The organism is Chryseobacterium sp. GVT01B, from assembly GCF_019970045.1.
In the GTDB taxonomy this organism is placed as follows: domain Bacteria; phylum Bacteroidota; class Bacteroidia; order Flavobacteriales; family Weeksellaceae; genus Chryseobacterium.
The window spans coordinates 131,891-156,739 of the sequence record NZ_JAHXYI010000007.1; the positions used below are offsets into that span (position 1 = coordinate 131,891).

Sequence of the window (24,849 nt, forward strand, 5' to 3'; positions counted from 1 at the left end):
ACAGCATAAAAAATTACTTATTACCAATTACCCATTATTGAGAAAAAAGCTGCGGGAATGGTGGAATGGCAGACACTCTTGATTTAGGATCAAGCTTTTGAGGGTTCGAGTCCCTCTTCCCGTACCAAAACATAAATGATAAGAGATCAATGATAAAAATTCATCAATTATCAACCATCATTTATCAATTATAACATGGAAGAGTGGTGTAGAAGGTCTGCACGTTAGTCTGAAAAACTAAAGGTACAGGTTCAATTCCTGTCTGTTCCACAAAATATGAATGATAACTGATCAATAATAAATGATTGCTGGGCATTTCATCAATTATCAATCATCATTTATCAATTAATTAAAACTGATTCATAGTGTAATAGGCAGCACACAAGATTTTGATTCTTGGAGTTTAGGTTCGAGTCCTAATGAATTAACAATTTACTCTGATAATGTAATGGCAGCATCTCAGTCTCCAAAACTGATGGTACTGGTTCGAGTCCGGTTCAGAGTGCAAAAGATGAAACCAGTGGCAGGTTATCATTTATCAATTATCAACAATCATTTATCAATTTAAAATATGTAGAAAAAATGGAAACGCAACAACAAACATGGCAGAATATGAACGGAAAATTTTTCCATAACTCTATCACACAGCTGGTAGAAGAAGCCATTATCCGCGAACAGGCAAACGGACACCGTCTGAAAGTATGTGTGGGATCAGATTCTCATGTATACGGAGATGCCATCAATTATGCTACGGCAGTAGTATTTATTCGTGAGGGAAAAGGAGCGTTTACCTTTATTAGAAAAGAAAGAGAAATACAGAGTATCAGTATCAAAGAGCGAATGCTGAATGAGGTCAACAAATCCGTGGAAATTGCATACGCTATCTGCTCTGTGTTGGATACTTATGGTGTGGAGATGGAGGTACACGCAGACATTAATACCGACCCGGATTTTAAATCCAATGTAGCATTAAAAGATGCCATGGGATACATTCTGGGAATGGGATATGTGTTTAAAGCAAAACCTTTTGCCTTCGCAAGTTCCAACTGTGCTGATACGATGGTGTAAAAAAGCTGGAAGAGGGATGTTGGGAGTTGGAAGCTTAAAAAAATTATAAAAATTAAATCATGGAAAAAACAAAAAGATTACTATTTCTGGATGATATAAGATATCCTGTTGAGGCATATCATTATACCAAACAGGAGATTTTCCTCAGAAACGACTGGTATATCGTTCGGAATTACGAGCAGTTTGTCAGCAGGATTTTGGAAAAAGGACTTCCGGAAATGATTTCTTTTGACCATGATCTTGCCGATGAGCATTATCTCAAACATGATTCTCAGGAATTTGTTGAGAAAACAGGATACGACTGCGCCAAATGGCTGGTAGAATATTGTATGGACAATTATTTGGACCTTCCAAAATTCTATAGTCACTCCATGAATCCGGTAGGAAAGGAAAATATTCTTTCCCTTTTAAAAAACTTTAAAAAACTGTAATGGACATTTTTAGATATATTCAGGATATAAAAACACATCTGAAACTCACATTTGATGAGGTAGACGGATGGTTTAAAAAAGATAAAGAAACTTTGAATCATCAGCCTTCCAACGGAGGCTGGACGGTTCAGCAGATTTTAGAACACATTTATCTTACGAATTTTTACTTGCTGATCCTTATTGAAAAAGGCTCCAAAAAAGCAATGAAGAATTCTTTGAATCTTGACCTTGAATCTGAAATAAAAAACTACAGTTTTAATAAGAAAAACTTTGACAGGGTTGGTGAACATGGTGCTTTTGAATGGATAAGACCGGAACATATGGAACCGAAAGGAGAATTAGGTCCGGATAAAATCAGAAGTTTAATGAGCCAGCAGTATCTACAATGTTTACATTATCTGGAAGTGATGAAAAATGGTGAAGGACTCTTGTATAAAACGACAATGACAGTGAATGAACTGGGGAAAATCAATGTATATGAATATATTTATTTTCTGTCACTCCATGCTCAGCGACACATTACCCAGATGAAGAAAAATGAATCAGAAACGATTAAAAACTAAGAACAAAATGATTTTTAAAACATATAACTCTATAGAAAATGCTTACCAGACCCGTGTGATCGAACAGATCAGGATGCAGGGTTTTGGGGATGAGGTTTTCATAGTACAGGAAAAAGTTCACGGAGCTAATTTCTCTTTCTTTACCGACGGAAAGGAAATTAAAATCGCGAAGAGAACTGCTTTCATCGAAAAAGATGAAAAATTTTTCAATGCACATCAGATTTTGGAACGCTACAGAAAAAATGTAATAGAAGTGTTTCAGAAAGTGAAAACCATACACCCGGATGTAGAAACTGTAGTGATCTACGGTGAACTGTTCGGTGGCGGTTACAAACATAAAGAAGTAGAACCTGTAAAAGATGCTGTGAAGGTACAGAAAGGCATTGAGTATGCCCCTTACAACGAATTTTACGCTTTCGATATCAAATTGAATGGGATTACCTATTTGAATACAGATGTTGTCAATCGGATTTTTGAGGAGACAGGATTTTTCTATGCTAAAATTTTGTTTCAGGGAACTCTGGAAGAAGCTTTGAAATTCCCCAATGTTTTCAATTCACAAATTCCGGCCTGGCTTGGATTACCAGAATTGGAGAACAATATGTGCGAAGGTACCATCGTAAAAACCTTGAAAACCAAATATTTTGGAAACGGTGCAAGAATTATTCTGAAAAATAAGAATGAAAAATGGGTCGAAAAAGCTAAAATGGTTAAAAAGGAAGCTAAAACTGTTCAGAAACAGGTTCATTTCAGCGAAAAAGCTCAGGAAATCTGGGAGGAAATCCAAAAATATGCTACTGTCAACAGACTGAATAATGTTATCAGCAAAATTGGTGAATTCCAGCCTAAAATGATAGGCAAGGTGATTGGCCTTTTTGCTCAGGATATTTTAGAAGATTTCGAGAAAGACTTTCCGGCAGCTTTTACTGCAATTGAAAAAGAAGAGCAGAAAAGGATCAACAAAAAGTTGAATTCTTTAGTAATTGATTTTATAAAAGAAGAGTTGATGACTCTTAAAGTGTAGTTTCGGTATTTTTTTACCGAAACTTTTTTATGTATAAAACTTAACCATAAATGCTGCGTGAGTTTAAGAACCTGATTTTCATTATGCAGTAAGTTTGTCATTCCGTAGGAATCTCAACCGTTAAAAGTGAAAATAGGCTTTCTTTTATGGTTTAAAAAAGAAAAAATATGTTACAGGCAGAAATAAAAAGTCTTTTAAAAGAAGACATCAGTATATTAATTAAAATTCCTAACTCAGGAAAGCATTATTTGTGTGATTGCGGAGAAGCAAGTTTATTGACGGTGAGAGAAGTACAATCTATATCAGCTGTATTTATCAGTCATACCCACATTGATCACTTTTCGAATTTCGATGGAATTTTCAGACATCAGATCGGAAGCGGAGAAAAAGTGGTGATTTGCGGACCAAAAAATATTCATCAACAGGTTGAAGCAAGGTTAAAATCTTACACCTGGAACCTGATTGATGAAAAAGCAATTGAATATGAAATTCGTGAAATTGTTTCAGAAGATGAAATTACTATTTATACCCTTCGTCCACCACATTGGAATCTGGAGTTGATAAAGACTCAGAGCTTCCTGTTCCAAGACGAGTATGTCAATGTTGATTTTGCTATTCTGGATCATAAAACAGATTCTATCGCTTACTTATTTAAAGAAAAAGATTCGGTCACCTTTAATGAAAATGCTTCCGGTTTCAGAAAAGGAAAGTGGATCAGCGACCTCAAAACCGCTTTTGAAAATAATGATGATGATAAAGAAATTGAGATTGAAGAAACTGTTTACAAAGCAGCTGATCTGTTCCATCTATTGACCCATAATGCGGGTTATAAACTTGGCGTAATCATGGATCATGCAGCAGATGAAAACAATTATGAAAAAATCAGAATAGTATTTGAAGGTGCAGATCTAGTGTATATCGAAAGCTTTTATAAAGATACGGATCAGGAATTTGCAAAGATCAATTACCACAGCTTTGCTTCTGCATCAGGAAAAATCATGAATGAATGTCAGGTGAAAGAAGCTATTCCAATTCACTTTTCAAGAAGATATACGGAAAGCGATCAGGAAGAAATTGAAACTGCTTTTTATAGAGCGTTTCGTAAGAATTAATTAAAAATATTTATTAAACAAAAACTACGAAATTAAACATTGAATGTGTCATTCTGACAAAGGAAGAATCTCTTTAAGGAGTAAGATTCTTCATTCCACTTATGAACTGCGTTCGTAGACTTTCAGTCTGTATTCAGAATGACAGTGAGGATTTTGTAGTTAAAAAACAATTAAAAAAAATGAAACCCAATATATTTTTTACAGCAGACCATCATTTTGGTCACGAGAATATTATAAAATTTTCAGAAAGACCTTTTGAATCTCTGGACCATATGAATGAAGAACTCATTAAAAGATGGAATGAGAAAATTCAACCCGGTGATACGGTCTACCATTTAGGAGATATAAGTCTGGGAAAACCGGATTTTACAAAAGAGATTTTAGACAGGTTAAATGGTAATATCCATCTGATAAAAGGCAACCACGAAGGTGCAGCTTTAGCTTATCCCAAGCGCTTTGCTTCCATCAGAGATTATCACGAACTGAAAATTGATGAAGCAGATAACAGCAACGGAAAACAGAAAATCATTCTTTTCCACTACGCCATGCGCACCTGGAATGGCTCGCACCGAGGTGTTTGGCAGTTATACGGACATTCACATGGAACATTGCCGGATGATGAGATGGCACTGAGTTTTGACGTAGGGGTAGACTGCCACAATTTTTATCCGATTTCCTACGAGGAAGTCAAAGAAATTATGAAAAGGAAAAAATGGACACCACCATTTGGTCCAAGAAATTAATGATGAGTAATAAGTAATGATTTGATGGAGGGAAAAATGAGAATGATATTTCATTGAGTATTCAACAGCCTTCATCATATATTTTACTTTTTACATCGTACATTTTATAATAACATGAAAACAACCAATGAGATCATAATTATCGATCTGGAAGCTACATGCTGGGAAAACGACAGAATTCCCATCGGGCAGAAAGTCGATATTATAGAAATAGGGATTTGTAAATTAAACTTAACATCAAAAGCAATTTCCCAAAAACAAAGCATTTATGTAATTCCTGAAAGATCAGAAATCAACAGATTCTGTACACAACTGACCGGAATTAGTCCTAAACTGATAGAAGAAAGAGGAATCTATTTTGAAGAAGCCTGTGAAATGATCAGAGATCAATACCGTTCTGCACCGCTTACATGGGCAGGATATGGAAACTTCGATGGAGTGCAGATCATAGAACAGTGTGACTGGCTTGGAGTAAAAAATCCTTTTTCAGAAAATTACATGAATGTGATGCATGAATTCAAAAGACATTTCGGACTGCATAAACAAATAGGGCTTAAAAGAGCCTTGAGTTATCTGAATATGGATTTTGAAGGCACCCATCACAGTGGAGCAGACGATGCTTACAATACAGCCAGAATTTTAAGTAAAATTCTGTAAATAGTAAATAGTAAATAGTAAATAGGTTGGAAGGCTGGAGGTAAAGTAGACACTATGAAAACTTCCCACATCTATCCTCCATCCTTTAACAATTAAATTTTAAACAAGTGAAAACAACAGAAAATATATTAATAGTAGACCTCGAAGCAACATGTTGGGAAAACCGACCGCCAAGAGGCCAGGAGAGCGAGATCATCGAGATCGGTGTATGCATCATGAATGCAAAAACCGGTAAGATCTCCAAAAATGAAGGGATTTTAATAAAACCACAATATTCAAAAGTAAGTCCGTTTTGTACAGAACTTACTACCCTTACCCAAAATATGCTGGATAATGAAGGAATAATGCTGGATGATGCATTCGATATCCTGAGAGCAGAATATGATTCAGAAGAACTAACGTGGGCGAGCTATGGAAACTACGATCTGAATATGCTTCAGAATCAGGCAAGAAGATTCTATACAGACTATCCTATGAGCGATGACCATATCAATGTGAAAACATTATTCGGAGAAATTCATCCTACCATCAGGAAAAGTGTTGGGATGAACAGAGCTCTGGGTGAGTTGGGTCTTACTTTAGAAGGCACCCACCACAGAGGAGTGGATGATGCTAAAAACATTGCAAAAATTCTGCATTGGTGCATGAAAAACTATTAAAGGAATTTTGTATCTTCAACATTATCAGTCAAATGGACTCTCTTGAAAAAGGGAATCTTATTTTTTATAAATAGGGTGTTTTAGCTTTATATAAGTTAACTTTGATGAAAACTTTTATTCATTGGACGGACTCACCGAATTACTTGAACATACCAGCAGAAATGTATTTTTGACAGGGAAAGCAGGAACAGGGAAGACTACTTTCCTGAATGAGTTTGTAAAAAAGACCCGCAAAAAACACATTATTGTTGCACCCACAGGTATTGCAGCTATCAACGCTGGCGGTGTAACAATTCATTCATTATTTGCAATTCCTTCACGTACATTTGTTCCCACCACAGAGCCTGTTGATCCCAATCTGGCAATGAATATTAATGAACTTTTCCCTCATTTTAAATACCGTAAAGATAAACTTGATCTTTTCCGTGAAATTGAATTAATTATTATTGATGAAGTTTCAATGTTGAGAGCCGACCTGCTGGATATGATGGACCATTCATTAAGGAGAGTCAGACGAAATCAATTGCCATTTGGAGGGGCACAATTGCTGTTAATAGGAGATTTATACCAACTGCCTCCCGTGGTAAGGGATGAATCGGAGCGTATCCTGTCAAAATTTTATCATACACCGTTTTTCTTTTCTGCCAAAGCATTTCAGGGCATTCCATTGATAACAGTAGAGTTACTGAAAGTATATCGCCAGCAGAGTCCGGAATTTCTTGAAATACTCAATGCAGTAAGACATGCAGATATCCGTAATTTGGATTTTGAAAAATTAAATTCCAGATATAATCCTGATTTTGAACCTGAAAATGAAACATATATCCATCTTTGCTCTCACAATCGGATAGCCGATCATATTAATCAGAAAAAACTGAATGAGCTCCCTGAAGATTCCTATTTTTATAAAGCGGTTGTCATTGGTGAATTTAAAGAAACCCAATATCCCAATGATGAAACGTTAGAACTCAAAATAGGAACCCAGATCATGTTTATCCGAAATGATTCATCTCCTGAAAAAAAGTTTTACAATGGCAGGCTGGCAAAAATTTCCTATCTGGATGAAGACCTTATCAAGGCTGTATTTGAAGAGACGGGAAAAGAAATAACAGTGACGAAAGAAGTTTGGGAACAAAAAAGATATACCCTTGATGGAGAAAAGAATATCAAAACAGAAGTATTGGGAAGTTTTGAACAATATCCGATACGTTTGGCCTGGGCAGTTACCATTCATAAAAGTCAGGGGCTAACGTTTGATAGGGTAGTCATAGATGCAGGAAGGTCTTTTGCCAGCGGACAGGTATATGTTGCATTAAGCCGATGCCGGACTCTGGAAGGAATTGTTCTGAAGTCTAAAATTACACCGGAAGCTATATTTTGTGACCACAGGATTGAACATTTTCAGCAGTCGACCCATGCTAATAATATTTTGGAGCAGCTTGTTGAGCAGGAAAAGTATGATCATACACTGCATAAACTCCGTATGACTGTAGATGCTGGCTGGCTGAAAGATGCTGTCATGATTTGGGCATCGACGGCCTTATCAGCAGAAATACCGGATCAGGCAAAATTAAAAAGACTATTAAAAGACTTTGAATCAGAAAGTGAAAAACTCTTTGCCATTTCCTGGAAATTTAGAAAAATTATTCATCAAAAAGCATTAAGTTTTGCGGCAGGAACCTGTCATTGGACTGAAATTGAAGATAAATGTAAAGGAGCTGTAAATTTTTTCTATAAAAGCATCGCGGAAGATTTCTTGCTGCCTTTAAAGGACTTATATTCAGAAACTGCAGGAATAAAAGGACTTAAAGCCTTTAATGAAGAAACTAAAGTATTTCTCTATGATCTCGCAGACTATATTGAAAAACTGAAAGAATGCTACCTCCTAGACCTTCCTTTATTTGACAGAATACTTGAAGTAGATACATCGATAGTCATTGCGAAAAAACCTACACATCTGATTACCTTTGAATTATTTGACAAAGGAATGCCTCCTTTTGAAATTGCAGAAAAAAGAAATCTTACCTTGCCAACAATATACAAACATCTGGCAAAAATGGGGTTGACAGAGGTGGAAAAAACTTTTAAGATGTAAGTCATTGATATCATAAAATTATCAGTTTTACAGTCAGGAAGTGATGATCATATTATCTGGCTTTACAATCCTGAAATTAATACGATCTCCGATTGCTGACCTTCTCAAAAATTCATGCTACAATATTTTAAATAAAATTAACGTATCTGTACAATAGAATGTTTTTATTATATAACATTACAAATTCCAAAAATAAGACACCAAATAATGTGTAAATATCAAAGTAGAGAGTATTTAGCCACTTTTTTACCAATATATCTTTAAACAGGGAATTGTTTTTGTGGTGCTAAAGTGAAGCTATCAGTTGTTTTATTAACTTAATATTTTGTTAAAAAATTCACTTTAACGGGATAATTTACTGTCTGTCAGTCATTTTTTTTTATTTTAGCTGATAAGAATGAATTTATGCTTATTGATGAGGGTTTTAAGAGAAAATGTTTAAACTGTAAAATAAAGGAGATGGTTTCTTTTCTTAAAAAGCTTACACCAAAAGATAAAAAAGAAGTCGTTACTCAATAACCTGAAACAAATTTATACATCAAATTAGAAGCACATGAAAGAAAGACTTTATGAGATCCTTAATGAGGAAAAGATACATGAGATTATCCCCTTTCTAAAAGAGCTTAGTAATGAAGAAAGGAAAACACTGGTGCCATCTATAAAGAAAATGGACAGGGAGATCAGTAAAATTGTAATGACTAAAAATTCCTATCATACGGCAGGATCTGTGAATCAGCATTCCATTATTGATATTGCTTCATTTGTCTGCATGGACAAAAAGAATTTCGGTAAAAATTACTGGAGTCTTTTCCGTAACGCAGAACAGACCGAACAGATTCTGGAGTGGGGCTGCCCGGAATGGTTTTCAGACTTCATCAATGAATCTGTAGAAGCTGAATTTACAGCATTTAGCTATAAGGATATTTTAGGATGGACAGAAAAAGGCTATGTACAACCCAAACCGGAACTGCTGGGACACCATCTGAGCAATTATCCAGCTGAACTGGACCGCCATCCCGAAACCCTTAATACACACTTTTGGTATTTATGTGAATATCCTTCCAAATCTTTACCCTTCCGTAAAGAATGGTTTCCTATTGTTCAGAAGCTGATCGCAGAAAAAAAGATTGAAAGGAAAAGATTTTTGAAAGAATGTCTTCTGGCTTCCAACAGAAATTTTAATAAAAATGTCACAGGCTGGTTTATGGATGCATTTACTTCATTAAAACCAACTGAAGAAGAGCTGTCTGAACTGCAGGGTGAATTGCTTGCAGGGCTGGCTTCCTCACAGTCAAAAGCTGTGAATACCATATTATCACATTTGAAAAAAATTGTGGGAGTTCCTGATTTTAAAAATGATGAATTTTCCCATTACCTTCCGAATCTGTTGAGCTCGGAAGTGAAAACAGTGGTTGTATCCAGTCTGGTACTGACCGAAAAAATATTCCAGAGAAAGAAAATAGATCCCGAAATGTTGGGAATGGCTTTAAGTACGGCATTTGTCAGCAAAGATGATGGCATACAGTCAAAAGCTGCAAAGATCATTCTTAAATATATTCCGGCTTCAGAAAATATGATAGAGGCACTTTCCCATTATTCAGACAATATACTGACCAATGTACGTCCTCTTCTTGTAAAATATATTGAAGAAACACAGCCGGAACTGGTAGCAATAGCTTCGGAAAAATTATCCCTGACTACAGAAGAAAATGCAGTGAAAGTACTTCAGAACTTTGAAGATCTCATGTTTTATCTTCCTTTGGCGATGGATGATCCGTACAGTCATCATTGTGATATTGCTTTGGCTGGATTTATCCGTTTTGCCGGAGATGTAAATGCCGAATCCGTGAAATTAATAGAACCGGTATTTTTGAAAGCCTGTAAAACAATTTCGAAATGGGAAGTTCCTTATCTGAATGTTTTAATATGTAATGCCATTATTAATTATGGCTTGGATCTGCTGGAAAAATATCCGGTTCAGCTTAAAAATCTGGAAAGAATTTATCATAAGACCAAAGAAGAGGAGGCCACAAGAGAGTCTTACTCCAATTATCAGAAAAAATTGGGGCCGATTGAAAATGTCGGAGCAGATTGCCCTGCAAGAATCGCGTTTAAAGAGCTGGCCATCTATGCTTATGAAAAAATAAGATCAGGAGATAAGATCCCGTTATTGTTCACGGTTACCCATGCTCCATGTTGGATTTCTCCAGTAACGTTGGTTGAAAGATTGGAAAGCTATCAGAATAATAATGTTAAACCCCATCATCTGGATATTCAGCTGGCATTGCAGCGTTGTGCTTTAGACAATACTTCAGAAGCGATCATTGAAGTTGAAAAAAGATTAAAAGGAGAATACAAAGAACTTTTACTTTTCTTCTTTGGCAAAAATACTAAGCCGGAAGGAAAATTTGAACATCCTTCATGGTGGATGACTGCAGGAATTACCCGTTCTCCGGAAACCTTATTTGAAGAATTCAGTGGTTTTGGGTATGATGATATTCCTGTAGAATTCTTTTCAGGGGCTTACAAATGGAAGACCATCGATAATAAGAAAAACTCATATTATCCTGTAGAGCTGAAAATTGTTATTCCTAAATATCATCTTGCAAAAAGGAAAGAGCCTTTATTTGTGGAATATTTCGTTGCCGAACAGAAAGAGCTTATCGAAATTCCTGCCTTGATGCTTTGTTTTCCGAATACTCCGGCAAATGCTTTGGCGAAAGTAATCAAGCACTGCCTTTTCTTTTCAGGAATTGCCGAAGTCTATGAAAGAAGTCTGGTTTTGAACACAGCGAATGCACTTTATCAGATCAAAAACCCATTAGACGAAATCGGGTATCTGTTCTTAGGAACTATTTTCCTGGACAGTGATAAAACTATTCGTAGTACAGCCGCTGAAATATGGCTGGAGCATGTTTCTTCCCAAACGATGGATAATGCATGGTTAGGAAGGGTGATAGGTTTGCATGAAAAACTGGAATGGGCACCTGTTAAAAGATTAACAGATCTTATGCAGCATCACATGCTGAATGTCAGTAAGAATCATAATATTGCCCTGGAAGAATTGATTTCCAATATATTGCTTCAAATGGAAACACCGGTTACCAATCTGAAAAAGATTTTAGAAATCTACCATGAAGTATTGGCTTTGAATCACTCAGATGCTCATAATGAAATAATAGGAAAATTAAATAGCTGGAAAGAAAATTCAAGTCTGAAAAAGATCTGTGGCCTTCTTCTGAAGAAATAGATATGGAAGGTACACTTATTTACAGCTATTCAGGAACATCCTCTTTAGTAAGGAGAGATGCACTTGAAGAATTGTTTCTCGCTAAATACAGTGAGATACATAAAAATACTGATGCTCCATGTTTTTTCTGGGGAAATGTTGGGCAGCCTTTTATTCTAGCGCGTTGTCTGATTACACTGTCCAATATTGTAAAATCAAGTTTTAACCTGTCCCCGTTTCAAATGGGGCTTCTTAAAGATCCGATCATAACAGCCGGAAATCACAGATTACGCTTTGAAGGTTTTTCTCACTGCGCCGGAGTTTATGCAAGGGTTGACGTATTGCCTGAAGGTCTGGAAGGTGAATTCCTTGAAAATGGAACTACAAATGTAGACTTCAATCAACCAATGATAACTGCGCTGGGAAGCATCCGCCCAAATGAAAAAATTATGCTTTCCGTGGGTGAAAAAGAAGTGGGACTGTATAAAGAAGAAGAGAAAATAATAGAAAGAAAAGTTCCTTTACCCGCAAAATGGATCAAAGGATTGGGAACAGTTCAGGTATATTTATCGGAATCCGAAAAACGCTATACTTTCAATAAAATTCAGACCCAGCAACTATTCCGCGGGATGCCGAAAGGCGTGGTAAAGTCTGATTATTATTTGATCGTGAGAGGAAATAAACCCATTTTTTCTCCGGTAAAATCTATGGATGCTGTTTGCATAGGCGGGCTTCACAGGCTTCGTCTTTTAGAGTCCCTGCTTCCTTATATTGATTATATGCAGGTTTTTTCACATTCTACTATGCAGTCTACAACGTGGCAGCTTTATATGGGACCTATCAGATTTAGTTTTTCTTTGTCAAGAGAGTGCTGGAGAGGTTTCTCAGGAGAAGGAGCAGTCTTAGAAAGCCTGATTTCTGAAGTTTCTGATGAGTGGATTGATGCTTTGGATAAGTACGCTTATGCCAATCAATCTTTTAATCCAAACATGCTTGCTCTGGAAGAAAATCTGAGTTTCAGCAAAACTGATACTATTACAGGAAGGCTTGCAGCAATGGGATTATTGGGTTATGACCTTGATGATCATGAATTTTTCTACCGCAGGCTACCTTTTAAATTAAGCCGTATTATTGGACTTAATCCCCGTATAAAAAATGCCGAAAAATTAATAGAAGACGGAAAAGTAGAAATTTTAAACAACAATAAAGCAAGAACAGAAGCCAGAGTAGAAGGAACCGGTGTACATCATACGGTAATTATTGAAGAAGAAAAAGAACGCTGTACTTGTGAATGGTTCAGTAAATATCAGGGCGAAAGAGGTCCTTGTAAACATGTGTTGGCAGTAAAAAAACTGATAAACAGTTAAAGCTTTTTCTACCTTATTTTATTATCTTGTTGACAGTCGCAGGGACGCAAAAATTTTGTTAAATAAGAATTCAATTTTGATCTCTTTAAGTCTTTGATTTTCTTGCGCCACTACATTATATCAGCATCTAACAATTTTTTATATCAATTTTTTTCCGAGTTTATCCATTCCTCATAACTAAGCACACCTAATTCCGGTTTGCTTTCTCCCTCAAGAATAGAGATGAATTCAAGCTGATTTCCATCCGGATCATTAAAATAAATGGCCAGCGCGGGCATCCACGCAAACACCATTGGTTCAACACTTCCATTTTTTAGAAAATTATAAGGCTTTAAATCTTTATTTTCTAAAAACTCTACTGAATAGTTTAAAATATCTTCTTTACTGCTGGAAAAAGCAAAATGTCTGGTCTGAAGATTCTCCTTCTGCTCCCATAATCCTAACATAAATTCTTTCCCTTCTCCAACCCATAAAAAAGCAATAGGCCTGGTTTCATCTCTGTGAGCCAGTTTCAATCCTAACACTTCCGTATAAAATTGTATTGCATTTTCCAGATTGCTCACCTGAACATGGGTTTCATATATTCCTTTAATCATAGCTTAATTTTAGTAATAGCAAATCTAGAAAACCCTCATTAGAAAACGTAACATTGCCCATTTCTTTAATTGAAATGAATGATAGAAGGATTTTATAATTATGAATTATAAATTATAAGTTATAAATGATGAATGATGAATGATGAATGATGAATGATGAATGATGAATGATGAATTAGATTGTTATCAAATATCAATGATTGTTTTCAATATTAATTCAATAGGGGTGGGCTATTATCCTGAGCGTAGACGAAGGAAGCCCATCTTATAAATGCCCCATTCATACGGCTTTAACTAAAACTTAAAATCTCTAAGATCCATTTTAAAGAAATCTATCCACAATAAAAATGTTCAATAAAAAAATCTACGCAAAAAGGTTGCGCAACACTGTTTTTACTTTGCATGAGAAATCAGAGAGGAAGTATCAATCCTTCCCAATGTTTAACAAAAAACAGTAACCATGAAATTTAATTTTTTAAAAAAAGAAACGAAAGTAGTATTGAACTACGAAGGTGCAAAAGCATATGCGATGACACCTGCAGAAGAATTGTATAGTGCTGTTGTTACAACAGGACTGTCAGATGCCAACTATGAAAAAGGAAATGACAGATTGGAAAGAATTCAGTCTCTGATCAAAAAAAATGACCCGGAATTTGTGGCAAAACTGGCGGTATATGCAAGAAAAGATATGTACTTGCGTTCCATTCCATTGGTGTTGACAACTGAACTGGCAAAACAGACTTCCGGTACGGATCTGGTAAGCAAAACAGTGGAAGGTGTCGTTCAGAGAGCTGATGAAATCACAGAATTGCTGGCATACTACCAACTTGCAAACAAAAGAACAGATACTAAAAAACTGAATAAACTGTCAAAGCAGATTCAAAAAGGCCTGGTAAAGTCCTTCAACAAATTTGATGAATACCAGTTTGCAAAATACAACAGAAAAGCGGAGGTAACCTTGAAAGACGCATTATTCCTGGTTCACCCGAAGGCTAAGGATGAAAACCAGCAAGCTGTTTTCAACAAAATTGCCAATAATACACTGGAAACTCCATACACATGGGAAGTAGAGCTTTCCGTTTTGGGTCAGACGAAATTTGCTAATGATGCAGAAAGAAAGTTAGCCTTCAAAAATAAATGGGAAGAACTGATCTTCAGCAATAAATTGGGGTATATGGCAACCATGAGGAACCTGAGGAATATCCTTGAAGCGGGGGTATCATCTGATGCAATGAATAAAGTATGCAGATATCTTTCAGATGAAAGAGCGGTATCCAATTCAAAGCAGCTCCCATTCCGATTTCTGGCGGCTTACAGAGAATTAAAAACGATAGATTCTCCTTATTTGTCATCCGTGTTGGAAGCATTGGAAGATGCTGTGGTAGTAAGTGCTAAAAATATCAAAGGTTTTGGTTTTGATACTTCGGTAGTGATCGCTGCAGATGTATCCGGTTCTATGCAGAAAGCAGTTTCCAATAAAAGCAAAATCTTGCTGTATGATATCGGTTTACTGATGTCGATGATCCTTCAGTCACAGTGTAAAAATGTGGTGACAGGTATTTTCGGTGACCGTTGGCTGAGAGTTCCAATGCCTAAAAATGGTATTTTAAGAAATGTAGACGCTTTCTACAAACGCGAAGGTGAAGTAGGGTATTCTACGAATGGTTATCTCGTTATCGAAGATCTGATCAAAAGAGATGAAAAAGTGAACAAAGTAATGCTATTCACCGATACTCAGATGTGGAACAGCACCGGAAACAGAAAATCTTTTGAAGACGTGTGGAACAGGTACAAAACGATCTCACCCAATGCAAAGCTGTATATCTTTGATCTGGCAGGTTATGGCAGACAGCCAATTGATATCAGAAAAAATGATGTACATCTGATAGCTGGCTGGTCAGATAAAATTTTCGAAGTACTGAACGCGTTGGAAGACAAAAAATCAGCCGTAGAAATGATTCATAAAGTAGTGCTGTAAAAGGCACTGCTTTTAATTAAGAACAAAAAATAAATTTTAATAATCAAAACCTATGAAAATCATAAATAAATATCCTGTGTTTGCAGACGTGATACAGACTGGAGAGAAATCTTTCCAATTTAAATTTAAGAATTCAAAATGCTTTGATTATTCAGGAGATCTTTTTATTGTAAATATTCATGGAATGCTTATTAATAATGTTGAAGAATGGATAAAAGCTATAAAAGCGGATCATATCAATATGGATTCGGTTATTACATTTGATGAAAATGTTATGGAAATCTTTACAGGAAAATTTGACGAAGATCAATGGGGTGATTGGTGTACGAGTTTCTCTCCATTTAATTTTGAAAGTTATGATACAAAGTATATTCAAAAGGAGCAAAAAGACTGGGATGATGAATTATTATTAACTATCAGAATGCAGGTCATGGAAAAAATGTTTCGTTCTGTAACAGCCGCTGATTTTAGAAGTTTTGTACAGGAATATTGTGAGATTAATTTGTCCAAGGCAGAATTGCAAGAAAAGCAAAGAGAAAAGTTAAAAGAAACTTTGGAAAAGATTAGTAAACTTAATGCTTCCAGTTTTTATGACATCTTTGTTTGGCAATCCGCATTTAAAATAGATTAATAATATATCGGGATTGCAAGAAAATAAAGCAAAAAATGGATTATGGGAAATTTATTCTACAGAATTGAAGAAGATTTAAAGGAAGGCAGAAAGAAAAAAGCCTGTGACAGATTAAGAAATATGATCAATCAGTTTCCTAATGATATTTCTCTGAGAAAAAGATTAGGACAGATTTATTTTGAAGCTGGATTTCTTGATGAAGCGGGAAAATTCTGGATTCTGTCTGCTCCTGAAAATAATGAAATGGAAAATGCGGTAGAGTTATACAGAAAATCTTTAAGCAATTCAGGAAATGCAATTTTAAAAGATATTGTTTTCAGAGGAAATAAAGATTTGCTTGATGAGCATGCAAAGAAAGTAATCATAGAGCTTGAGCAAGATAGCTTCAAAGCGACCAAACAAATTCCTGCTTTTAAAGCTAAAACTAGAGAAAAAGAAAAGTATCAGGAACATCATACAGGTTTTCTAAGCAAGATTGGAATCTTTCTATTGATTGGATTTATTATTTTACTTCCGGTTTTAGGGATTTTTAAATTGTCGGAATTGATCTCATCATTATTTTCTCAATAAAAATAAACTACGTAAAAAGATTGCGTACATACAATATAATTTTGCAGTATTAAAATAATATCAGTGCCGTTAGAAAGACATTCTTCGATTCTAAACTGACAGAGTCTTTCGACAGATTGCCCGGTAGCTATAACCAATGTCGTTCATAAGAGTTCCATCATCAAACTTTTAATTTGACTAGAATCAAAAACTCTTATTCCTAGTTACTTGGTTTTTAATAGAAAAACAACTGCGTAAATAGAATGCGTACCAGCGATATAAATTTGCAAAAGATAAAACTAATAATCATGAATAACTATAAAAGCAAGTGTCGTAAAACAGAGTTACTTCTTTAGGGACGGTAATACAGGTTCGAATCCTGTTCTGCAGCAGCAGATAGTAGAAATGGCAACACCCCGTATTAGTCTCTGTTTGATCTAATTACCTTGTTTTAATTATATCAGGTGTAGTTTTGTAGTCATACTTCGAGTTAAGTCTTCAGATGTAGGTTTAATTCCTGCTATTCCTGTTGTAAACGGAATGTAGCTCAAAAGATAGAGCAGAAGAAAAAGAAAAGATTCCGCCATTTTGCCCTGATACTATAAAAATTGTAGTAGATATATAAATAAACAAAAAAATTAAAAATCAAGTGTCGTTTTAGAATCATACTTCGAGATTGAGTAAACATTGGGTCGCAGGTTCGAATCCTGCCTTTTCCCTCGAAAAGGAGAGGTAGCTCAGCATGTAGAGCAAATGCACGGAAGATTCTGAGAATTTTACCTTGATTATATAAAGAGTGCCGTAGAGAAGGCCTACTTCGGTTTAATTTGGTTCGACTCCAGAAGGTCATGGAAATGATCTTGTACAAGTCTTTTCGAATCTTGCCTCTTTTTATTTTTAAATTAATAACAATGAATATACCAGTTAATCTGACTGAGTTTTTATACTGGGTCAAAGACCGTACAGAAAAATTATGGTCGGTAGATGATGAAAATTGTCCAAAAGGATTTTACGGAGCCAGATGGCAGGGGCTTTCCGAAGAACAGATTGATCAGGTTGAAAAAAAATATCAGGTCAGTTTTACTTCTGAACATAGAGAATTTCTAAAAATTCTTCATGCCATCGACAAAAAAGAAATTGTGGAATATGAAGATGAAGGAGAACTGATTACGGAAGAATGTACTTTCTTTTATAATTGGCTTGAAAATGAAGAGGAAATAAAAAAAATATTGAATACGCCATATGATTGGATGTTGGATGATATTGATTCAGTTAATAAAGTTTGGTTGAAATCATGGGGAATAAAGCCTGCATCCTTGGAAAAGAGAAAAGAAATTTTTGATGAATGGTTTTCACATGTTCCAACACTTTTACCACTTATGGGAACTCGTTATATAATAAGTGATGTAGATCTTGTTTGGAGACCTGTGCTTTCTATAAGAGGTTCAGATATTGTCATTATGGGATGGGATTTCAGAACTTATTTATTAAATGAGCTAAGAGGTTATCTTGATATTCATATTGATGTTTTTGATGAAGAAGATCAAATGTTTTATCCGGAGCTTATTGATGAAGTACAACAAATATTTAATGAAAACTATAAATATGATGAGACTAAAGACATTCCTTATCTCAAAGAAATGATTCTTTACTGGTCTTCCGGATGGAGTAGTTTCGGTTTAAGTTATCACCCGGAAAATGCCAGAGTTCATCCTATTGTTAAAACATATATAGCTGAAGAAGAAAAATAAAATAAACAAGTGCCGTAGAAAAATGTTACTTCGCTCATCACGACGGGGTCACGGGTTCGAGTCCCGTCTCTTCCACAGCAAAAAAACACGATGTATATAGGAAGAGTAGCTCAGTTGGTTAGAGCACGACTGCATTATTCGGATGCTGCCTTGTTTTCATAAAATCAGAAGCCGGAAGTGGGACGTTGAAAGATATCTTTGTATTATAATTTTCTATAGAGTCGGAGGAATCTCAGACTTGCCATCTTTCTTCTTCCCACTTCCAGCTTCTTTATAGTACTATTATGAAGTGTCGTTAGGAAAAAATTCATCGTACACAATTAAGGGAGGAATAGCGAAGCCGGTCATTCCGGCAAGGTTATCCGGTTCGACTCCGGCAAACGTACAGCCTTGTTTTTTCCTTATCATTACCTTTATAAAATGCCGGTAAATTATTTACCGGCATTTTTCATTGTATCAAGCTCTTCTTCAAACATAAGTTTCCATTTTGAAAGAGTAGTTCTGCTTATTTTATATTTTCTGGACATATAGCTTGTTGAATGGCCATGCTTTTTCTGATACTGAAGCAATTTTAGCATAGTCTGCCTGTCATAGGTTTTGAGTTTTTGATTTTCTCTGGACTGCTTGAACAGCTTTTCATTGAACTTCAGAACATCCTCACTGGTATTAAGTTTTTCAAGAAGTTCTTTGATTTTCGGATCTTTTAGCTTTTCCGGATATTCCATCTTTAGCATATCCTGATAAATTTTTTTGTAATTGGGGCGCATGTTTTATCTGTTTATCCGTTTACATTATCGCTCTTCTGAAGCCATCTGTGAAGGGTGCTTTTCGGAATAGAATACTCTTTAATGACTTCACTTTGGGTCATTTCACCGGAAAGAATTCTCTTCATAATAAAATCTTTAATTTCCTGAGTGTAAATGTTTTTCCTGAAATAAGGCGTTTTTTCGGACTTCTGCTGGTTTTTGTTGATAGCAGAAGGAGGTGCATATAAAATCAAATGTGAGCTGTAAAGTCTGAAAAAATCATATTCCAATAATTTACTCCATCTTAGAAGAAGATCTGTATCCATTGATTTGCTGTCATACATTACCTCGATTGCTCCTTCATCTTTGCTTAAAAATTTGCATATCCTTTCTATTGTTATTTCATTTTCATCTACCCTTTCCTTAATAAATTTCCCAATATGGATTTCTTTGTATAACATTTTTATTGAATATTATTCTTTTGTTTAAACTTATGTATCAAAAAAACGAAAATAGAATATATATATTATCTCATGTGGCGGAAAATAATTCACTTCAATTTGAAATTGATAAGAAATAGAAATTATGACGTAAGAATGTTAAATTGCGTTTAATAAGATGATGAGTCTTAAAAAACGAATCAATAAATTACCAAATATCTTAAAAAAAGGCGGGTAGGAGTCACCTTAATGTACTTGGGATATATTCTTTATTTTCAATGGGTTTCTTCTTCTTCTCTTTCAAACCTCTCTTCCTGCCATTTGTGTAAATAATATATAACCTATTAAGGTTTTTATGCAATTCTATGAGTTGAAGCTGTAGATAGATTGGTATACAGCTTTTTACGCGTTGAATTTTTTAATTAGTACCAAATAATTGCTTATTCGCTTTCAAATGTAAACAAAAATAAGTAGTAAAAAGAGATAGAAATGTAAAAATCATACTTTATATGCTTATTTTAATTAAAATTAACATATTATAACAATTAATGTGTGAATTGCTTACAAGTGATAGGCTTCCTCATAGAAAAATGATAAAAAGAAAAATTGTATTCCATACCTTTGCAAATCAATGAAAAATACTATAAGCTTATTCGATTTTTCGAAGAAAATAAATTATAAAAATGAACTGCTGGCCGGTTTTACGGTAGCGATGACTATGATCCCTGAATCTCTTTCATTTGCTATCCTTGCCGGTTTGTCTCCGCTTACAGGGCTTTATGCAGCTTTTATGATGGGATTGGTAACTGCTGTTTTTGGTGGACGTCCGGGAATGGTTTCCGGTGGAGCTGGTGCAACCATTGTTGTATTGATTGCTCTGATACAATCTCATGGCATAGAATATCTTTTTGCTACTGTAGCACTGGCGGGGATACTTCAAATGTTGGTAGGTATTTTTAAACTGGGAAAATTTGTGAGATTGATTCCACAACCGGTTATGTACGGATTCCTGAACGGATTGGCCATTATTATTTTTATGGCACAGGTGGAACAGTTTAAAATTACAGACAGCAGCGGAGCCGTAAGCTGGCTGCAGGGAATGTCTTTGTATATAATGGCTGGTTTAACTGCCGTGACAATTGCAGTAGTCTACTTTTTTCCAAAAATAACGAAAGCGGTTCCTGCTTCTCTGGTAGCCATTATAATTGTATTTGCTGTCGTTCTTGGGTTTAATATTCCAACCAAAACAGTAGCAGATATTGCCCATATCAGTGGAAACCTTCCAAGTTTTCATATTCCGAAAATCCCTTTTTCTCTGGAAACTTTACAGATTATTTTTCCTTATGCCTTAATTATGGCTGGAGTAGGTCTTATAGAATCTCTTCTGACCTTATCCATGGTGGATGAAATCACCAATACGAAAGGAAGTGCCAATAAAGAATCCGTAGCTCAGGGATTGGCCAATATTACCAACGGTTTCTTTGGAGGAATGGGAGGTTGTGCAATGGTAGCACAGACTTTAGTAAATCTTAATGCTGGTTCCAGAGCAAGATTATCGGGAATAATAGCATCACTTCTAATTTTAATAATCATTTTGTGTGGAGCGCCTGTTATTGAAAAGATTCCTATGGCTGCTTTAGTAGGAGTGATGATGATGGTGGCCATCAGTACTTTTCAGTGGGTGTCTATCAGAATTATTAATAAAATGCCGAAATCAGATATCTTCGTAGGAGTTACCGTTGCATTGATTACCGTGATTTTACATAACTTGGCGTTGGCAGTGTTAGTTGGAGTTATCATCTCGGCGTTGGTTTTTGCCTGGGATAATGCCAAAAGAATCCGGGCAAAAAAGCATGTAGATGAAAACGGAGTGAAACATTACGAAATATACGGACCGTTGTTTTTCGGCTCAGTAACGGCATTTACAGATAAATTTGATCCTATGAATGATCCAGAGCAAGTGGTTGTGGATTTTAAAGAAAGCCGTATTGTAGATATGAGTGCGATAGAAGCTTTAGGTAAATTATCTAAACGCTATAAAGAACAAAATAAAACTTTACACTTACGACATCTCAGTGAAGACTGTAGAAAAATATTGAAAAATGCAGAAGCTGTAGTAGAAGTTAATATCCAGGAAGATCCGACTTATAAGGTGATGCCGGAAAAATAGGGAGGTGGTCAATGAGTGAATTTTGCTTCGCAAGTGAATAGTGAATTTTTGTAGTATAAAAAAATTGACAAGCGCAGCGAATTGACGATTGCCCATTCATAATTCCATTATCAATAAATGAATTTTGCTTTGCAAGTGAATAGTGAATTTTTGTAGTATGGAAAAATTGACAAACGCAGCGAATTGATGATTGCCCATTCATAATTCCATTGTCAATGAGTGAATTTTGCTTCGCAAGCGAATAGTGAATTTTTGTAGTATGGAAAAATTGACAAGCGCAGTGGATTGACGATTGCCCATTCACAATTTCATATTCAATAAATGAATTTTGCTTTGCAAGTGAATAGTGAATTTTTGTAGTATGGAAAAATTGACAAGCGCAGTGGATTGACGATTGCCCATTCACAATTTCATATTCAATAAATGAATTTTGCTTCGCAAGTGAATAGTGAATTTTTTATAGTCTGTAAAAATTGACAAGCGCAGCGGATTGACGATTGACCATTCACCAAACATCCCATAACCAGACAAGGACTGTAAGAAAAAAAATCTACAGTCCTTGCTTGTTTAGGTGATTAATGTATTTGCAATAAAATCAGGCACTAAAGCATAGTGCGACAATTTCATGCTGATGGAAGCTCTTCCGCTTGTCAGCGTTCTCAGATCAGAAATATACCCGAAAGTTGAAGCCAACGGAACTTCCGCTGCAAAAATCTTTCTTCCTGATTTTTCATCAATAGAAGTGATGATTCCTCTTCTTCTGTTGATATCCGCAGTGACAGCACCCGTATATTCTTCAATACTTTGGACCTCCACCTGCATGACGGGTTCCATAAGTTTGGGACTGCAACCTTTGGCCCCAGCTTTGAATCCTTCTCTTGCCGCAATCTCAAAATCAAACGCCGCGGAATCCTGCGCGTGGAAAGAACCGTCCAGAAGAGTAACCTTCATGTTTTCCAGAGGATAACCTTTTAAAGGTCCGTTTTCCATAGCTTCTCTGAATCCTTTTTCAACAGAAGGAATAAATTCAGTGGGAATAACTCCTCCTTTGATCATGTTGATGAATTCCAATCCATGTTCATTATCAGTCCTTGGGCCGACTTCAAAAGTGATATCAGCGAACTGCCCGCTTCCTCCGTTCTGCTTGGAAAGTTTCTCTCTATGAACTTTGGTTGCTGTTAAGATTTCACGGTAAGAAACTTTAGGTTTTCCCTGATTGACTTCAATACCGTGATTCAGACGGATTTTTTCCAAAGTAACCTCAAGATGAAGCTCTCCCAGTCCACTCAATAAAGTTTCTCCGGTCTGTTTATCCCTTTCAACCACCAAAGAAGGATCTTCTTCCTGGATTTTTGCCAGCACCAAACCAAAAGATTTCTCATCACCATTGGTTTTCGGTTCAATAGCCACCCTGATAACAGGAGTCGGGATTGTAATCGATTCCAGCAATATCGGCTTGTCTGCAGAAGATAAAGAGTCTCCGGTTTTGGCATCTTTTACTCCTGTTAAAGCAACAATATCTCCTGCTCTAGCTTCTTCCAGAGATAACGTTTTGTCAGACTGCATTTGTAAAATCCTGGAAATCCTGAAACTTTCGCCCGTTCTTACATTCAGTAAAGTATCTCCGGATTTAATTTTTCCGGAATATACACGGAGCATAGCCAGTCTTCCCATATGCTTGTCAATCAAAACTTTAAAGACAAGCCCTGAAAAAGAAACCGTTTCATTTCTTTCCAGTATTACTGTTTCTTCTGTATGAGGATCTCTTCCATGCAGGTCAGCAAGCTGATCAGGTGCCGGAAGATACGTTACAACCGCATCAAGAAGAGGCTGGATTCCCTTATTCTTAAAGGCAGAACCACATAAAACGGGAACGGCAGATCCAGTTCTGCAGACTCTTTGTATAGCTTCTGTAACCATTTCAACAGTGACTGTATGTTCAGTATCCATGAAGATTTCAAAAAAAGTCTCATCATATTCTGCCAGAGTTTCCAGTAATTTGATTCTGTATTCATCAGCTTCAGGCTGGGAAGTGGCTGGAATTTCCTTCTCTGCAATAGTTTCTCCGTTTTCATCGGTCCAGTATAATGCTTTCATTTTGACAAGATCAATGACACCTTCAAAATGACTTTCAACTCCAATCGGGATTTGAAGAGCCACAGGAACAGCACTTAGCTTGCTTCTTATCTCATGAAGAACGGCAAAGAAATCTGCACCAATTCTGTCCATTTTGTTGATGAAACAAATCTTGGAGGTGCCATGTTTTTCTGCCTGGAACCAAACATTTTCAGTCTGTGGCTGAACGCCTGATGAAGCACAGAAAACTGCGACTACACTGTCCAAAACTCTTAGAGAACGCTCTACTTCTACTGCAAAATCAATGTGCCCCGGAGTATCAATAATGTTGATATTATAAACATTATCATCTTTTTTCCATTGTGTTGAAACCGCAGCGGATGAAATGGTAATCCCTCTGTTTCTTTCCTGGATGTCTTTATCCATGGTGGTATTTCCGTCATCTACATTACCTATTTTATGAATAAGTCCTGTGTAATACAGAAGTCTTTCGGATAAAGTTGTTTTTCCTGCATCTACGTGTGCTATAATCCCTATATTTCGTGTGTTGTATTTCATTTTGTTAAATTTAAATTGTTGATTTTTAGATCTGTATTTAGAAAAGGTTCTGAAAAAAATAAGCACAAAATACACTCCGGTCTCATAGAGCCGGTAAAAACATTTTTGTATTGCGTATCAAAGTGAAATTTTCAGAGATCTTAACAAATAACAGAAGTTGTTTGAATTGTTAAAGTCTGAAATTAGGGCAGCAAAAAAGACCTATCCGAATAGACAGGTCTTCAATATATTTTTGGGTATAAAAGATCTATAGAACTATTCAGATAAATATTCAGTGCTGCCAAAGAACACAGCTCTGACAGGATTGCTTAATGTAATAATATTTATCATTTTTGTTGACATTGTTGATTTTTAATCGGTTGCGAAATTATAATTTTTTTTTGATTTCCAAAGAATTTTTGAAAAT

General features: G+C 35.8%; 20 protein-coding genes and 3 tRNA genes. 19 read left to right on the forward strand and 4 right to left on the reverse strand.

Going from position 1 to position 24,849, the window contains the following annotated elements:
* Positions 1-51 precede the first annotated feature (51 nt).
* From LC457_RS17870 to LC457_RS17935, 14 genes are all read left to right on the forward strand, one after another.
* Positions 52-127, forward strand: a tRNA-Leu gene (locus LC457_RS17870).
* Between the two features lie 70 nt (positions 128-197).
* A tRNA-Phe gene (locus LC457_RS17875) sits at positions 198-270 on the forward strand.
* A 164-nt stretch (positions 271-434) separates the two neighbouring features.
* Positions 435-505, forward strand: a tRNA-Trp gene (locus tag LC457_RS17880).
* Positions 506-582: 77 nt separating this feature from the next.
* A complete protein-coding gene (locus tag LC457_RS17885) occupies positions 583-1,068 on the forward strand; it encodes a ribonuclease H-like YkuK family protein (RefSeq protein WP_223601085.1) in 486 nt (161 codons plus the stop codon).
* A gap of 59 nt (positions 1,069-1,127) precedes the next feature.
* The gene (locus tag LC457_RS17890) at positions 1,128-1,499 is read left to right on the forward strand and encodes a cyclic-phosphate processing receiver domain-containing protein (RefSeq protein ID WP_223601086.1); all 372 of its coding nucleotides are present in this window, start codon (positions 1,128-1,130) and stop codon (positions 1,497-1,499) included.
* A complete protein-coding gene (locus tag LC457_RS17895) occupies positions 1,499-2,062 on the forward strand; it encodes a DinB family protein (RefSeq protein WP_223601087.1) in 564 nt (187 codons plus the stop codon). The genes LC457_RS17890 and LC457_RS17895 overlap by 1 nt, the downstream gene beginning before the upstream one ends.
* A gap of 7 nt (positions 2,063-2,069) precedes the next feature.
* Positions 2,070-3,086, forward strand: a complete 1,017-nt coding sequence (locus LC457_RS17900) for an RNA ligase, Rnl2 family (protein WP_223601088.1) — start codon at positions 2,070-2,072, stop codon at positions 3,084-3,086.
* Between the two features lie 167 nt (positions 3,087-3,253).
* A complete protein-coding gene (locus LC457_RS17905; RefSeq protein WP_223601089.1) occupies positions 3,254-4,198 on the forward strand; it encodes an MBL fold metallo-hydrolase in 945 nt (314 codons plus the stop codon).
* Between the two features lie 179 nt (positions 4,199-4,377).
* A complete protein-coding gene (locus LC457_RS17910; protein WP_223601090.1) occupies positions 4,378-4,941 on the forward strand; it encodes a metallophosphoesterase family protein in 564 nt (187 codons plus the stop codon).
* A gap of 114 nt (positions 4,942-5,055) precedes the next feature.
* Positions 5,056-5,598: a 3'-5' exonuclease gene (locus LC457_RS17915; protein ID WP_223601091.1), complete on the forward strand. Its 543-nt coding sequence runs from the start codon at positions 5,056-5,058 to the stop codon at positions 5,596-5,598.
* A gap of 107 nt (positions 5,599-5,705) precedes the next feature.
* A complete protein-coding gene (locus LC457_RS17920) occupies positions 5,706-6,257 on the forward strand; it encodes a 3'-5' exonuclease (RefSeq protein ID WP_223601092.1) in 552 nt (183 codons plus the stop codon).
* Between the two features lie 121 nt (positions 6,258-6,378).
* Positions 6,379-8,352 carry an AAA family ATPase gene (locus LC457_RS17925; protein WP_223601093.1) on the forward strand — a complete coding sequence of 658 codons (1,974 nt, stop codon included), beginning with the start codon at positions 6,379-6,381 and terminating at the stop codon, positions 8,350-8,352.
* 553 nt (positions 8,353-8,905) lie between these two features.
* Positions 8,906-11,602, forward strand: a complete 2,697-nt coding sequence (locus LC457_RS17930) for a DUF6493 family protein (RefSeq protein WP_223601094.1) — start codon at positions 8,906-8,908, stop codon at positions 11,600-11,602.
* A gap of 2 nt (positions 11,603-11,604) precedes the next feature.
* On the forward strand, positions 11,605-12,948 hold the full coding sequence (locus tag LC457_RS17935; protein ID WP_223601095.1) for an SWIM zinc finger family protein: 1,344 nt from the start codon (positions 11,605-11,607) through the stop codon (positions 12,946-12,948).
* A 143-nt stretch (positions 12,949-13,091) separates the two neighbouring features.
* Here LC457_RS17935 and LC457_RS17940 read toward each other — a convergent pair whose 3' ends face one another.
* Positions 13,092-13,544 carry a VOC family protein gene (locus tag LC457_RS17940; protein WP_223601096.1) on the reverse strand — a complete coding sequence of 151 codons (453 nt, stop codon included), beginning with the start codon at positions 13,542-13,544 and terminating at the stop codon, positions 13,092-13,094.
* A gap of 460 nt (positions 13,545-14,004) precedes the next feature.
* Here LC457_RS17940 and LC457_RS17945 point away from each other — a divergent pair, with 460 nt between their 5' ends.
* The 4 genes from LC457_RS17945 to LC457_RS17960 all read left to right on the forward strand — a co-directional run bounded on the left by LC457_RS17945 (position 14,005) and on the right by LC457_RS17960 (position 18,453).
* Positions 14,005-15,522 carry a TROVE domain-containing protein gene (locus tag LC457_RS17945; protein ID WP_223601097.1) on the forward strand — a complete coding sequence of 506 codons (1,518 nt, stop codon included), beginning with the start codon at positions 14,005-14,007 and terminating at the stop codon, positions 15,520-15,522.
* A 52-nt stretch (positions 15,523-15,574) separates the two neighbouring features.
* Positions 15,575-16,153 (forward strand): hypothetical protein, encoded by a 579-nt coding sequence (locus tag LC457_RS17950; protein ID WP_223601098.1) that lies wholly within the window; start codon positions 15,575-15,577, stop codon positions 16,151-16,153.
* 42 nt (positions 16,154-16,195) lie between these two features.
* Positions 16,196-16,723, forward strand: coding sequence for a DUF6584 family protein (locus LC457_RS17955; RefSeq protein WP_223601099.1), 528 nt, complete (start codon positions 16,196-16,198; stop codon positions 16,721-16,723).
* 890 nt (positions 16,724-17,613) lie between these two features.
* A complete protein-coding gene (locus tag LC457_RS17960) occupies positions 17,614-18,453 on the forward strand; it encodes a hypothetical protein (protein ID WP_223601100.1) in 840 nt (279 codons plus the stop codon).
* Positions 18,454-18,884: 431 nt separating this feature from the next.
* Here the strand turns inward: LC457_RS17960 and LC457_RS17965 are convergent, their stop codons facing one another.
* The gene (locus tag LC457_RS17965) at positions 18,885-19,187 is read right to left on the reverse strand and encodes a helix-turn-helix domain-containing protein (protein ID WP_223601101.1); all 303 of its coding nucleotides are present in this window, start codon (positions 19,185-19,187) and stop codon (positions 18,885-18,887) included.
* Positions 19,188-19,231: 44 nt separating this feature from the next.
* The gene (locus LC457_RS17970; RefSeq protein ID WP_142719503.1) at positions 19,232-19,660 is read right to left on the reverse strand and encodes a transposase; all 429 of its coding nucleotides are present in this window, start codon (positions 19,658-19,660) and stop codon (positions 19,232-19,234) included.
* A gap of 610 nt (positions 19,661-20,270) precedes the next feature.
* Between LC457_RS17970 and LC457_RS17975 the strand changes: the two genes are divergently transcribed.
* Positions 20,271-21,809 carry a SulP family inorganic anion transporter gene (locus tag LC457_RS17975; protein ID WP_223601102.1) on the forward strand — a complete coding sequence of 513 codons (1,539 nt, stop codon included), beginning with the start codon at positions 20,271-20,273 and terminating at the stop codon, positions 21,807-21,809.
* Positions 21,810-22,376: 567 nt separating this feature from the next.
* Here the strand turns inward: LC457_RS17975 and fusA are convergent.
* A complete protein-coding gene (fusA, locus tag LC457_RS17980; protein ID WP_223601103.1) occupies positions 22,377-24,443 on the reverse strand; it encodes an elongation factor G in 2,067 nt (688 codons plus the stop codon).
* Positions 24,444-24,849: the final 406 nt, after the last annotated feature.

What these genes read in the sequence shown, in the direction of transcription:
- LC457_RS17885 (WP_223601085.1), top strand. Translation starts at nt 583, where the DNA reads ATGGAAACGCAACAACAAACATGGCAGAATATGAACGGAAAATTTTTC.
- LC457_RS17890 (WP_223601086.1), top strand. Translation starts at nt 1,128, where the DNA reads ATGGAAAAAACAAAAAGATTACTATTTCTGGATGATATAAGATATCCT.
- LC457_RS17895 (WP_223601087.1), top strand. Translation starts at nt 1,499, where the DNA reads ATGGACATTTTTAGATATATTCAGGATATAAAAACACATCTGAAACTC.
- LC457_RS17900 (WP_223601088.1), top strand. Translation starts at nt 2,070, where the DNA reads ATGATTTTTAAAACATATAACTCTATAGAAAATGCTTACCAGACCCGT.
- LC457_RS17905 (WP_223601089.1), top strand. Translation starts at nt 3,254, where the DNA reads ATGTTACAGGCAGAAATAAAAAGTCTTTTAAAAGAAGACATCAGTATA.
- LC457_RS17910 (WP_223601090.1), top strand. Translation starts at nt 4,378, where the DNA reads ATGAAACCCAATATATTTTTTACAGCAGACCATCATTTTGGTCACGAG.
- LC457_RS17915 (WP_223601091.1), top strand. Translation starts at nt 5,056, where the DNA reads ATGAAAACAACCAATGAGATCATAATTATCGATCTGGAAGCTACATGC.
- LC457_RS17930 (WP_223601094.1), top strand. Translation starts at nt 8,906, where the DNA reads ATGAAAGAAAGACTTTATGAGATCCTTAATGAGGAAAAGATACATGAG.
- LC457_RS17935 (WP_223601095.1), top strand. Translation starts at nt 11,605, where the DNA reads ATGGAAGGTACACTTATTTACAGCTATTCAGGAACATCCTCTTTAGTA.
- LC457_RS17940 (WP_223601096.1), bottom strand. Translation starts at nt 13,544, where the DNA reads ATGATTAAAGGAATATATGAAACCCATGTTCAGGTGAGCAATCTGGAA.
- LC457_RS17945 (WP_223601097.1), top strand. Translation starts at nt 14,005, where the DNA reads ATGAAATTTAATTTTTTAAAAAAAGAAACGAAAGTAGTATTGAACTAC.
- LC457_RS17950 (WP_223601098.1), top strand. Translation starts at nt 15,575, where the DNA reads ATGAAAATCATAAATAAATATCCTGTGTTTGCAGACGTGATACAGACT.
- LC457_RS17955 (WP_223601099.1), top strand. Translation starts at nt 16,196, where the DNA reads ATGGGAAATTTATTCTACAGAATTGAAGAAGATTTAAAGGAAGGCAGA.
- LC457_RS17960 (WP_223601100.1), top strand. Translation starts at nt 17,614, where the DNA reads ATGAATATACCAGTTAATCTGACTGAGTTTTTATACTGGGTCAAAGAC.
- LC457_RS17965 (WP_223601101.1), bottom strand. Translation starts at nt 19,187, where the DNA reads ATGCTAAAGATGGAATATCCGGAAAAGCTAAAAGATCCGAAAATCAAA.
- LC457_RS17970 (WP_142719503.1), bottom strand. Translation starts at nt 19,660, where the DNA reads ATGTTATACAAAGAAATCCATATTGGGAAATTTATTAAGGAAAGGGTA.
- LC457_RS17975 (WP_223601102.1), top strand. Translation starts at nt 20,271, where the DNA reads ATGAAAAATACTATAAGCTTATTCGATTTTTCGAAGAAAATAAATTAT.
- fusA (WP_223601103.1), bottom strand. Translation starts at nt 24,443, where the DNA reads ATGAAATACAACACACGAAATATAGGGATTATAGCACACGTAGATGCA.